Source organism: Xanthomonas sp. NCPPB 1826 (genome assembly GCF_056725285.1).
Genome location: NZ_CM161521.1, coordinates 2,995,473 through 3,007,671, shown reverse-complemented (window position 1 = coordinate 3,007,671; position 12,199 = coordinate 2,995,473). Strand labels below are relative to the sequence as shown.

The window sequence follows — 12,199 nt, the reverse complement described above, 5'->3', positions numbered from 1 at the left end:
CGTAGGAGCGCACCCGGGCGCGACGGGCGTTACCGGTGAGGCCCGTCGCGCCCGGGTGCGCTCCTACAAAGGCGTGGCGGTTGTCGCGGATCGCGTTGTACGGGTCCTGCCCAAGCACGCCATGTCACCAATCCCCGCCACCCCGTAGGAGCGCCCTTGGGCGCGATGTGCGTTACCGGTAAGGCCTATCGCGCCCAGGGGCGCTCCTACAAGGCGGGCGGTTGTCGCGGATCGCGCTGTGCGGGTCTTGTCCATGCACGCCATGTCACCAATTCCCGCCAACCCGTAGGAGCGCACCCGGGCGCGACGGGCGTTACCGGTACAGCCCGTCGCGCCCCGGTGCGCTCCTACGGACATGACTGCAGCGCAGCCAAAAAAAAGCCCCGGCACTGCCGGGGCTTTTCGTTCTACGCCGTATCCGGATCAGCGATCCGGACGATGCGGGCCAGAGTCGTTCTGCGCGAGCAGGTATTCCTTGGACTGCTCGTCCAGCTTGTCGCCCAGCATGCGGCGCACCACCACGAAGAACAGCGGGATGAAGATCACGCCGAGCACGGTGGCGAACACCATCCCGCCGATCACGCCGGTACCGATGGAGTGACGCGAGTTGGCGCCGGCACCGGTGGAGATGGCCAGCGGCAGCACGCCCAGGATGAAGGCGAACGAGGTCATCAGGATCGGGCGGAAGCGCAGATGTGCCGCTTCCAGCGTCGCCTCGCGCAGCGTCTTGCCTGCCGCACGCTGCTCCACTGCGAACTCCACGATCAGGATCGCGTTCTTCGCCGCCAGGCCGATCACCGTGATCATGCCGATCTTGAAGTACAGATCGTTCGGCAGGCCGCGCAGCATCGAGAAGGTGATCGCACCCAGCACACCGATCGGCACCACCATCAGCACCGCCACCGGAATCGACCAGCTCTCGTAGAGCGCGGCCAGGCACAGGAACACCACCACCACCGACAACGCCAGCAGCAGCGTGGCCGCGTTACCGGCAATGATTTCCTGGTACGACATGCCGCTCCAGTCGAAGCCGAAGCCCGGCGGCAGATCGTTGTTGACGATCTCCTCCATCGCGGTCATCGCCTGGCCGGAGCTGCCGCCCGGGGCCGGGTTGCCGACGATGTTCACCGCCGAATAGCCGTTGTAGCGGTTCAGTGCCGGCGAGGCGTAGGTCCAGTCGGCCTTGACCACATTGCTCAGCGGAATCATCCCCGGCTGACCATCGGCACCGGTGGCCGTGGCGCTGGGGCTGAAGAAGCTGCGCAGCGACTCGGGGCCGGTACGGAACTGGTCGTCGGCACGGATGTTGACGCGCTTGATGCGGCCTTCGGAGAAGTAGTCGTTGACGTAGACAGGCGCCAGCATCAGCTGGATCGAGCTGTAGATGTCGCTGACGTCCAGGCCCATCGACTGCGCCTGCACACGGTCCACGTGCAGCTGCAGCTGCGGCGCGTCTTCCAGGCCGTTCGGGCGTACGCCCACCATGGTGTCCTGCTTTTCCGCCGCCTTGCCCAGCACGATGTTGCGCGCCTGGGTCAAAGCTTGCTGGCCTGCGCCGGAGCGGTCCTGCAGCCACATGTCGAAGCCGCCGAACTGGCCCAGGCCCTGCACGGTGGGCAGGTTGACCACGAAGATCTGCGCGCCCTTGATGCCGTAGAAGGCGCCGTTGAGCTGCTGGATCAACTGCTCGGCAGTGACATCGCGCTCTTCCCACGGCTTGAGCCGGATGAAGCCCATGCCGACGTTTTCGCCCGAGCCCAGGAAGCTGAAGCCGGCGATCTGCAGCATGCCTTCCACGGCCGGCTGCTTCTCCAGCACCGCACGCATCTGCGCGAACGCCTCGTTGGTGCGGATCTTGGTCGCGCCCGGCGGCAGCTGCACGATGGCCACCGCAAAGCCCTGGTCTTCTTCCGGCAGGAAGCTGCCCGGCATGCGGGTGAACAGGAAGCCGCACAGCACCACCAGCACCACGAACACAATCATCCACGGCGGCGAGCGCTTGAGGGTGTGGCCGACCACGCCGACATAGCGATGCGCCAGCTTGTCGTAGTACTTGTCGAAGGTGCGGTAGACCCAGTTCTTCTTGGTCGAGTGGGTCGACTTGAGGAACGCGCCGCACAGCGCCGGGGTGAAGCTCAACGCCAGGAACGCCGAGAACCCCATCGACATGGCGATTGTCAGTGCGAACTGCTTGTAGATCGCGCCCGAAGCGCCCGGTTGCAGCGAGGAGGGGATGAACACCGCCGCCAGCACCACGGTGATGGCCACCACCGCGCCGGTGATCTGGGTCATCGCCTTCTGGGTGGCCGCCTTCGGCTCCAGGTGTTCCTCGCTCATGATGCGTTCGACGTTCTCGATCACCACGATCGCGTCGTCGACCACGATGCCGATCGCCAGCACCATCGCAAACAGCGTCAGCTGGTTGATGGTGAAGCCGATCATGTACATGCCGAAGAACGTGCCCAGCAGCGCGACCGGAATCACCAGCGTGGGGATCACGGTGGCGCGGAAGTTCTGCAGGAACAGCAGCATCACCAGGAACACCAGCACGATGGCTTCCACCAGCGTATGGATCACTTCCTCGATGGAGATGCGCACGAAGGTGGTCGATTCGTACGGCGCAAACCAGGTCACGCCCTGCGGAAAGGTCGGCTGCAGTTCGTCGAGCTTGGCACCGACCGCCTCGGACACGTTCAGGGCGTTGGCACCCGGCAACAGCTGGATACCGAAGGCGCCGGTGGGCTTGCCGTTGTACTGGGTGTCGAAGCCGTAGTTGCTCGGCCCCACGGTGACCCGTGCGACGTCCTTCAACCGCACCGTGGCGCCGTTGTTGTCGGTGCGCAGGATGATGTTCTCGAACTGGTCCGGCGAGCTAAAGCGGCCCTCGGCCGAGACCGTAGCGGTGAAGCTGATGCCTTCCGGGGTCGGGTCGGCGCCCACCGAACCGGCCGCGAACTGCACGTTCTGGTTACGCACCGCGGTCAGCACCTGGGTCGCCGACAGGTTGTAGCCCTGCAGCTTCTCCGGGTTCAACCAGATGTTCATCGCGTACTCGGCGCCGAACTGGTTGGTGCTGCCCACGCCGGGCACGCGCGAGATCTGCTCGAGCACGCGCGAGCCGACGATGTCGTTGAGCGCGTCGCGGTTGATCGACGGGTTGTCCGAGCGCAACGCGGCCACCATCAGGAAGCCGGCGTTGGCCTTGGCCACCACCACACCCTGCTGGGTGACTTCCGAGGGCAGGCGCGGCGTGGCCAGCGACACCTTGTTCTGCACCTGCACCTGCGCGATATCCGCGTCGGTGCCGGTTTCGAAGGTCAACGTAATGGTCACGCGGCCGTTGGCGGCCGAGGACGAGTTGAAGTACAGCAGGTGGTCGATACCGGTGAGCTGCTGCTCGATGACCTGAGTCACCGCTTTTTCGGCGGTATCGGCGCTGGCGCCGGGGAAGTTGGCGGTAACGGTGACCTGCGGCGGGGCGATCGTGGGGTACGACTCGATACCCAGATTCAGGATCGAGATCACGCCCGCAAGCGAGATCAGGATCGCCACCACCCAGGCAAAGACAGGGTGTTCGATGAAAAACTTAGGCATGTCCGGGTTCCGTTACTGCTGCTTGGACTGGGAGTCGGCCGGCTGCGCCGCAGCGTCCGGCTTGGACTGTTCCTGCGCGGCCGGCGCCGCTGCATCGGCCTTGTCGGCCGCCGGTGCGGCCTGTGCGCCGCCACCCTGGGCGGCGGCCGGAGCTGCGCCCGGTGCGCCCGGCTGGCCGCCCTGCGCCGGCTTGTTCGGATCCCACGGCACGCCCTTGGCCGGCTGGCCTTCCTTCGCCTTCTGCACGCCATCGACGATCACCTGGTCGCCCGGGGTCATGCCCGCGGTGACGATCCACTGGCCCTTCTGCTGGCCATCGACGGTGAGATTCTTGCGCACCACCTTGCCGTCCTTGCCCAGCACCAGCGCGTAGGCGCCGGTGGCATCGCGCTGCACGGCCTGCTGCGGCACCAGGTAGGCGTTGTTGCGCTGGCCAAGGCTAGCCTTGAAGGTCACGAACGCGCCCGGCAGCAGCGCCTGCTCCGGATTGGGCAGGGTCGCGCGCAGCGACACCGCACCGGTGCTCGGGTCCACCGTCACCGCCGACACATCCAACGTACCCGGGTGCGGGTACTGCGTGCCGTTGCCCAGTTCCACATTGATGGTGGACTTGCCATCGCCGCTGAGCTGCACGTTGCCGCTGCTCTGGGCCTGGCGCAGGGCGGCCAGTTCTTCGCTGCTCATCGCGAAGTTCACGTACAGCGGGTCGATCTGGTCGACCGTGGTCAGCAGGGTCGCCTCACCGGCGCCCACCAGCGCACCTTCGGTCACGCGCTGGATGCCGGCGCGGCCGGTGATCGGCGAGGTGACGCTGGCAAAGCCGAGCTGGATGCGGGCGGACTGGACCTGGCCGCGTGCCTGCTGCACGTTGGCGCCGGAGGAGCGCTCGGTGGCTTCGGCGTTGTCGATGTCGGCACGCGACACATATTGCTGCGGGGCCAGGCTGCGCGCGCGCTTGGCGGCGACCTGGGCATTGGCGTAGGTCGCCTCGGCGGCGGCCAGCTGGCCTTGCGCCTGCAGCAGCGTGGCCTTCAGCGGCGCCGGGTCGATCTCGAACAGCGGCTGGCCTTCCTTGACGTCGGTGCCTTCGGTGTACAGGCGCTTGAGCAGCACGCCGTCCACGCGCGCGCGCACGTCGGCCGAGCGGAATGCCGACAGCCGGCCGACCAGGTCGCGTTCCAGCGGCAGGGTCTGCGGCTTCATTTCCAGCACCGACACTTCCGGCGGCGGCGGCGCCTGCTGTTGTTCGGGCTTGCTGCAGGCAGCCAGCGCCAGGGTGATGGCACAGGCCAGGCCGAATGTGCGGAGCGGGGCGATCATCAGGAGGAACTCCGTTAGGGTCTTGAAGTGAGAAAGGAAAGCGGGGACAGCGAAGACGTGGCAGCGACCGCGGCAAATGCGCGCAGGAAGGTGTCGACAGCGAATTGCGCCCACTGCTGCCTGGCGGGAAGGCCGGCGCGGTGGGGAACCTGAAAGCGTTGCCGGTCGAAATCCAGACCGACGATCATGCTCAACAGCAGTTCGGCCATACAGTGCGGATCGTCATGGCGCAGCTGGCCGGCCTGCATCGCCTGCTCGAAGCGCTGCGCCAGGCGCTGCTGCATGCCGACGACCCCGTCCTGGAAGATCTGCTGCGACTGATCGGGGAACCGGTGCGATTCGGCTTCCACCAACCGGCAGGTCTGTAACACATCCGGGCGGTTCAGGCGGTCAAGGTGGGCCAGTGCGAAGGCCAGCAGATCCTCGCGCAACTCGCCCGAGGCGGTGCCTAGCGGCACCGTGGCCAGGTGCACATGGTCCTGGAGCACATCGCGCAGCAGGTTTTCTTTACAACCGTAATAACTGTAGAGCGTCTGCTTGGAACAGCCGGCACGCTCGGCCACCGCGTCCATGCTCAGCCGCATGCCGCGCTCGGCAAGCAGCGTATGCACAGCCGCATGGATGCGGCGATCGCAGTCCGAGCGCCGGGCAGCACGGTGGGAACGGGGGGTCATGGCGGTAGACTATACCGTCCAGTTTAGTTTTTAAACAGGCTTGACGGTCGCAGTTCTGTCTGCGCAACGCCTTGTGGCCCAAGCGCCCGGCCGGACTTTGCCGGTTGTGGCGGTCTGGCGGGTGGCCATGCAGGCGCCAATCCGGCGCCGCTGCAGGAATGACAGTCGGGTAGTGCTTTTGCGCCGCGCCGGGGGCGGGCGTCCGACCAGGATTTTGCGCTATGCAGCAAGGCGTCTTCATCCGGCGCCGGTACAATTCAGGTTTTCCACCGAGCATCCCAGCGCTCTCATGACAGCCAAGAAAGCTGCTTCGAAATCGTCCACGACGTCGGTCAAACCGGTCGCCGACCATGCCGTCCCCGTGCTTGCCACCGCGCCGCAAGCGGTCACCCTGGAGCCGGTGTTTGCCGCGTTGCGCAAGCGCTACCCGGCTGCCCGCCAGTCCGAGGTGCAGCTGTTCGCCGCCGACTTCTACCGGCGCATGGAGGAGGACGAGTTCCCCAACCACCCGCCCGAGCAGTGGGCGGCCCTGGCGGCGGACATGCTGGAATTTGCGCGCACGCGCAAGGCCGGCACGGTCAACGTGAGGGTGTTCAACCCGACCCTGAAGAGCCACGGCTACGAGTCGCCGCACACGCTGCTGCAGATCGTCAACGACGACATGCCGTTCCTGGTGGACTCTGTGAGCATGACGCTGTCGGACCTGGGCATCGGCGTGCACGTGCTCGGCCACCCGGTGCTGCGCATTGCGCGCGACAAGGCCGGCAAGCTGGCCGCGGTGGGCGAGGGCAAGAGCGAGTCGCTGATGGTGCTGGAGATCGACCGCCAGCCCGCCGAGGACATGCCCAAGGTGGAAGCGGCGGTGCGCAAGGTGCTGGGCGAGGTGCGCGCGATCGTGCACGACTGGGCGTCGATGCGCGAAAAGATGGTGATGCTGGCTGACGACCTGGCCACCCGCCGCCTGCCGATGGACGACATCAGCCGCCACGAGGCGCAGGAATTCCTGCGCTGGGCGGCGGCCGATCACTTCACCTTCTTCGGCTATCGCGAGTACCGCGTGGAGAAGCAGGACGGCCAGGACGTGCTGGCGCCGGTGGAAGAAACCGGCCTGGGCCTGATGCGCGGCCGCGACACCTCGCCGGCGCGCCCGGTGACCACGCTGGCGGCGCACGGCCTGAACACCTCGGCCAAGCTCAAGGACGCGTTGATCCTGACCAAGACCAATGCGCGCTCGCGCGTGCATCGGGTCGGCTACATGGATTACATCGGCATCCTGGAATTCGATGCCAAGGGCCGCATCGTCGGCGAGCAGCGCTTCCTGGGCCTGTTCACCTCCAGCGCCTACAACCGCCGCCCGTGGGAAATCCCGCTGGTGCGCCAGCGCCACGAATACGTGATGAGCAAGTCCGGGCTGACCCCAAGCAGCCACAGCGGCAAGGCGTTGCGACACATTCTCGAGACGCTGCCGCGCGAGGAGCTGTTCCAGTCCAACGAGGAAGAGCTGTATCGCACCGCGATCGGCATCCTCGGCCTGCAGGAGCGCGTGCGCAGCCGCATGTTCCTGCGTCGCGACAAGTACAGCCGTTTCATCTCCGCGCTGGTGTACATCCCGCGCGAGCGCTTCAACACCGATGTGCGGCTGCGCATCGAAGCCTTGCTCAAGGATGCGCTGCACGGCGAATACATCGATTCCAGCGTGGTGCTGGGCGAGTCGCCGCTGGCGCAGCTGCACCTGATCGTGCGGCCCAAGAGTGGCGAGGCGCTGGAATTCAACACCACCGAACTCGAGTCGCGGCTGGCGCATCTGCTGCGCAACTGGCGCGATGCCCTGCGCGAGGCGCTGGTGGCGCGGCATGGCGAGGTCAATGGCCTGCGCATGGCCGCCAACTTCGGGCGTGCGCTGCCGGCCGGCTATATCGAGGACTCGTCGATCGAATCGGCGGTGTCCGACGTCGAGCATCTGGCCGCACTGGACGGCCCGGACGATCTGCACCTGAGCCTGCAGGAGATCCGTCGCGACGACGGCGTGCGGCTGGACGCCGGCGAGGGCCTGCGCCTGAAGCTATATCGCCAGCTCGACGACATCCCGTTGTCCGATGCGATGCCGATGATGGAGAACATGGGCCTGCGGGTGATCTCCGAGCGGCCGTACCGGCTGCAGGTCGGCGAGACGCCGGTCTACATCCAGGATTTCGAGGTCGAATCGACCTCCGGCAAGATCAATGCGGCCAATGCCGACGCCGGTTTCGGCGAAGCCTTCGAGCGGATCTGGAGCGGCGATGCCGAGAACGACGGCTTCAACCGCCTGATCCTGGCCGCCGGCCTGCACTGGCGGCAGGTCGCGCTGCTGCGCGGCTATTGCAAGTATCTGCTGCAGACCGCGGTGCCGTTCTCGCAGGCCTATGTCGAGGCGACGTTCACCCGTTACCCGCTGCTGGCGCGCCTGTTGGTGGAACTGTTCGAAGCGCGCTTCGATCCGGCCACCGGCAGCGAGACCAAGGCGCAGATCTTTGCCGGGCAGGAACGCCTGCGCGAGGAACTGTCGGTGCTGGCCGGTGACGACGAGGCCACGCTCAAGGCCCTGGAGCCGGTGTTGCAGGCGCGCGGCAGCGACCGCGATGCGCAGCAGGAAGCCACCCGCGCCACGCTGCTGAAGCTGATGGATCGGGTCTCCAGCCTGGACGAGGACCGCATCCTGCGCAGCTTCATCGGTGTCATCGACGCGACGCTGCGCACCAACTATTACCAGACCGACAAGAGCGGCAAGCACGGCCACTGCATCAGCTTCAAGCTCGATTCTTCGATCGTGCCGGACCTGCCCAAGCCGCGTCCGTACCGCGAGATCTTCGTCTACAGCCCACGGGTGGAGGGCGTGCACCTGCGCTTTGGCGCGGTGGCGCGCGGCGGTCTGCGCTGGTCGGACCGGCGCGAGGATTTCCGCACCGAGGTGCTGGGCCTGGTCAAGGCGCAGATGGTCAAGAACACCGTCATCGTGCCGGTCGGTGCCAAGGGCGGTTTCTACGTCAAGCGCTCGCCGGTCGGCGGCGACCGCGATGCGATCCAGGCCGAAGGCATCGCCTGCTACAAGCTGTTCATCCAGAGCCTGCTCGACATCACCGACAACATCGTCGGCGGCAAGATCGTGCCGCCGCCGCAGGTGGTGCGTCACGACCAGGATGATCCGTACCTGGTGGTCGCGGCCGACAAGGGCACCGCCACGTTCTCCGACATCGCCAACGGGCTGGCGCTGGACCACGGCTTCTGGCTGGGCGATGCGTTCGCTTCCGGCGGTTCGGTCGGTTACGACCACAAGGGCATGGGCATTACCGCGCGCGGTGCGTGGGAGTCGGTCAAGCGCCACTTCCGTGCGATGGGGCGCGACTGCCAGAGCCAGGATTTCAGCGTGGTCGGCATCGGCGACATGTCCGGCGACGTGTTCGGCAACGGCATGCTGCTGTCGCGGCATATCCGCCTGCTGGCCGCGTTCGATCACCGGCATATCTTCCTGGATCCCAATCCGGATGCCGCTGCCTCGTTCGCCGAGCGCGAGCGCCTGTTCAAGCTGCCGCGCTCCAGCTGGGCCGACTACGAGGCCAGGCTGATCAGCGCCGGCGGCGGCATCTATCCGCGCACGCTCAAGTCCATCGACATCAGCGCGCCGGTGCGCGAGGTCCTGGGCTTGGAGTCCAACGTCAAGCAGCTCTCGCCCAACGAGCTGATGAACGCCATCCTCAAGGCGCCGGTGGACCTGTTCTGGAATGGCGGCATCGGCACCTACGTCAAGGCGTCCAGCGAGTCGCATGCCGATGTGGGCGACCGCGCCAACAACGGCCTGCGCGTCAACGGCGGCGAGTTGCGCTGCAAGGTGGTGGGCGAGGGCGGCAATCTGGGCCTGACCCAGCTCGGCCGCATCGAGGCCGCGCAGGCCGGTGTGCTGCTCAACACCGACTTCATCGACAACTCGGCCGGCGTGGACACCTCCGATCACGAGGTGAACATCAAGATCCTGCTCAACGACATGGTGCAGGCCAAGAAGCTCACCTACGACGCGCGCAACACATTGCTCGCCTCGATGACCGACGAAGTGGCCGACCTGGTGTTGTGGGACAACTACCGCCAGAACCAGGCGATCAGCCTGATGGAGCGGATGAGCGTCAAGCGTCTCGGCTCCAAGCAGCACTTCATCCGCACGCTGGAACTGCAGGGCCTGCTCGATCGCCAGATCGAGTTCCTGCCGTCCGATGCCGAACTGTCCGCACGCAAGGCGCGCGGGCAGGGCTTGTCGCGCCCGGAGCTGTCGGTGCTGTTGTCGTATTCCAAGCTGGTGGCGTTCCAGCAGCTGCTGGAATCGGATATTCCGGAAGACCCGTATCTGTCGAAGGAATTGCAGCGCTACTTCCCGCAACCGCTGCAGAAAAAGTACGCCGATGCGATGGAGCGTCACCGCCTCAAGCGCGAGATCATCGCCACCGCGGTGACCAACACCACCATCAACCGCATGGGCGCCACCTTCCTGATGCGCATGCAGGAAGACACCGGCCGCAGCATCGCCGAGGTCGCCAAGGCCTACACCATCAGCCGCGAGACGCTGGATGCACGCGCGCTGTGGACGCAGATCGACGCATTGGACGGCAAGGTGCCCGAGTCGGTGCAGATCGATGCGCTGGAAGTGATCTGGCGCCTGCAGCGTTCGTTTGTGCGTTGGCTGTTGCTGCGTCCGGGCCAGATGCCGGGCATCACCGCGGCGGTGGAGCGTTACCACGGCCCGTTCAACGACATCCGTATCGCTTCCGGCGTGCTGTCGGATGCGCAGCGCCCGCAGTACGAAGCCAGCGTGCAGGAATGGCAGGACAAGGGCCTGCCGCCGCAACTGGCGCAGCAGCTGTGCGAGCTGCGTTACCTGGAACCGGCCTTCGACATCATCGAAACTGCGCGCACCCGCAAGCTCAAGCCGGTGGACGTGTCCAAGGTGCATTTCCGCCTGGGCGAAGCGCTGCGCCTGCCGTGGTTGTTCGAGCAGATCGACGCGCTGGAGGTCAACGGCCGCTGGCATGCAGTGGCACGTGGCGTGCTGCGCGACGAGCTGGCCGCACATCAGCGCGCACTGGTGGCGCAGGTGCTGACCCTGCCCGGCAGCAGTGCCGAGGACAAGGTGGCCAACTGGCTGGCACGCGACGATTCCAGTCTGCGCTTCACCCTGGCCATGCTGGCCGATGTGGCCGAGCAGAAGACCCTGGACTACCCGACCGTGTCGGTCGCAGTGCAGCGTCTCGGGCAGTTGGCGGCACACGGGATGTAAGCGTGTGCAGCGAGGTGATGGCGGAGCGAGTGCTTCGTCATCATCCTCGCGGTAGTCAGGTGGCAACGTCGTTGTCTTGCATCAAAGTGCCGCGTTTGGGCTTGATGCTGTGCGCCTCAAACGACGCTTGCTGGTGAGTCGAGCGTGCGGTGCCCTCACCGCACGTGGGACACGCCGTGAATTCGTCCGTGCAGGCCCTTGGCGGCAACAATGCCGCCAAGGGCCCTGCAGACAAGCCGCAGATTGGGTGCCCTGCATCCTGCTTCTTACTTGATCTTGACGACCACCTTGCCCTTGGCGCGGCCTTGCGCCAGGTACTCCAGCGCCTGCTTTGCCTGGTCGAACGCAAACACCTTGTCAATGACCGGGCGGAGGCGTTCGGCTTCGAGCAGTTCGCCGATTTTGGCCAGCTGCGTGCCATTGGGGCGTACGAACAGGAATGAGTAGGCGACGTTGTGCTTGTTCGCTAGACGGATGATCTTGCGGCTCATCATGGCGAAGACGAATTGCAGCACGACATTCAACCGGCGCGCGCGTGCGAAAGCCGCATCCAGCGGCCCGACCAGCGACACGATCCTGCCGCCGGGCTTGAGGATGGCGAGCGATTTTTCGATCGTATCGCCCCGCATCGTGCCAAGCGCGATGTCGTAGCCGCGCAGCACGGTCTCGAAGTCCTGTTGCTTGTAGTCGACCACCTCATCTGCGCCAAGGCTGTTCACCAGCGCGACATTGCCAGTGCTGGTGGTGGTGCCGACGGTGGCGCCGAGGTATTTTGCCAACTGGATCGCGATGGTGCCGATACCGCCGGAACCGGCAGGAATGAATACATTCTGGCCGGGCTGCAGGTCGGCACGTTCCGTCAGGGCCTGCCAGGACGTGAGCGCGACCATCGGCAGCGATGCCGCCTGCACGAAATCCAGATTGGCCGGCTTCAGCGCTGCGGCGCTTTCCGGTACCGCGACATACTCGGCGATGGTGCCGCGGCCAAGATCGAACACGCTGGCAAAAATCGCATCGCCCCGCTTGAAGCGGGTGACGCGGCTGCCGACGTCAATGACGATTCCGGCCACGTCGCTGCCCAGCGTGGCGGGCAGCTCGAACTTCACCACGGGTTTGAAGATGCCGGTGGGAATCATGTTGTCGATCGGGTTCACACCAGCGGCGTGCACCTCGACCAGCAGTTCGTCGGGCTGCAGCATCGGGCGGGCGCGTTCGCTGAAGCCGATGTCGGGAGATTTGCCATAGCGTTTGAAGGTGAGTGCTTTCATCTGGTTCGGGTCCAATGCTGTCGTTGTCTGGATGCGTGGCCGGG

At 65.8% G+C, this 12,199-nt stretch carries 5 protein-coding genes; 1 reads left to right on the top strand and 4 read right to left on the bottom strand.

Going from position 1 to position 12,199, the window contains the following annotated elements; translation table 11 throughout:
- Positions 1-423: 423 nt before the first annotated feature.
- Genes AC1PLA_RS12690 through AC1PLA_RS12680 form a run of 3 tightly spaced genes read right to left on the bottom strand, consistent with a single transcriptional unit; the run spans position 424 to position 5,588 of the window.
- Positions 424-3,594: a multidrug efflux RND transporter permease subunit gene (locus tag AC1PLA_RS12690; RefSeq protein WP_039522023.1), complete on the bottom strand. Its 3,171-nt coding sequence runs from the start codon at positions 3,592-3,594 to the stop codon at positions 424-426.
- 12 nt (positions 3,595-3,606) lie between these two features.
- Positions 3,607-4,914 carry an efflux RND transporter periplasmic adaptor subunit gene (locus tag AC1PLA_RS12685; protein ID WP_481104660.1) on the bottom strand — a complete coding sequence of 436 codons (1,308 nt, stop codon included), beginning with the start codon at positions 4,912-4,914 and terminating at the stop codon, positions 3,607-3,609.
- Positions 4,915-4,928: 14 nt separating this feature from the next.
- The gene (locus tag AC1PLA_RS12680) at positions 4,929-5,588 is read right to left on the bottom strand and encodes a TetR/AcrR family transcriptional regulator (RefSeq protein WP_481104659.1); all 660 of its coding nucleotides are present in this window, start codon (positions 5,586-5,588) and stop codon (positions 4,929-4,931) included.
- Positions 5,589-5,877: 289 nt separating this feature from the next.
- On the opposite strand from AC1PLA_RS12680, the gene AC1PLA_RS12675 reads away from it, so the two are divergent.
- Positions 5,878-10,887, top strand: coding sequence for an NAD-glutamate dehydrogenase (locus tag AC1PLA_RS12675; RefSeq protein ID WP_481104658.1), 5,010 nt, complete (start codon positions 5,878-5,880; stop codon positions 10,885-10,887).
- 266 nt (positions 10,888-11,153) lie between these two features.
- On the opposite strand, the gene AC1PLA_RS12670 is transcribed toward AC1PLA_RS12675, so the two are convergent.
- On the bottom strand, positions 11,154-12,155 hold the full coding sequence (locus AC1PLA_RS12670; protein ID WP_065050182.1) for an NADP-dependent oxidoreductase: 1,002 nt from the start codon (positions 12,153-12,155) through the stop codon (positions 11,154-11,156).
- Positions 12,156-12,199 lie beyond the last annotated feature (44 nt).

What these genes read in the sequence shown, in the direction of transcription:
- AC1PLA_RS12690 (WP_039522023.1), bottom strand. Translation starts at nt 3,594, where the DNA reads ATGCCTAAGTTTTTCATCGAACACCCTGTCTTTGCCTGGGTGGTGGCG.
- AC1PLA_RS12685 (WP_481104660.1), bottom strand. Translation starts at nt 4,914, where the DNA reads ATGATCGCCCCGCTCCGCACATTCGGCCTGGCCTGTGCCATCACCCTG.
- AC1PLA_RS12680 (WP_481104659.1), bottom strand. Translation starts at nt 5,588, where the DNA reads ATGACCCCCCGTTCCCACCGTGCTGCCCGGCGCTCGGACTGCGATCGC.
- AC1PLA_RS12675 (WP_481104658.1), top strand. Translation starts at nt 5,878, where the DNA reads ATGACAGCCAAGAAAGCTGCTTCGAAATCGTCCACGACGTCGGTCAAA.
- AC1PLA_RS12670 (WP_065050182.1), bottom strand. Translation starts at nt 12,155, where the DNA reads ATGAAAGCACTCACCTTCAAACGCTATGGCAAATCTCCCGACATCGGC.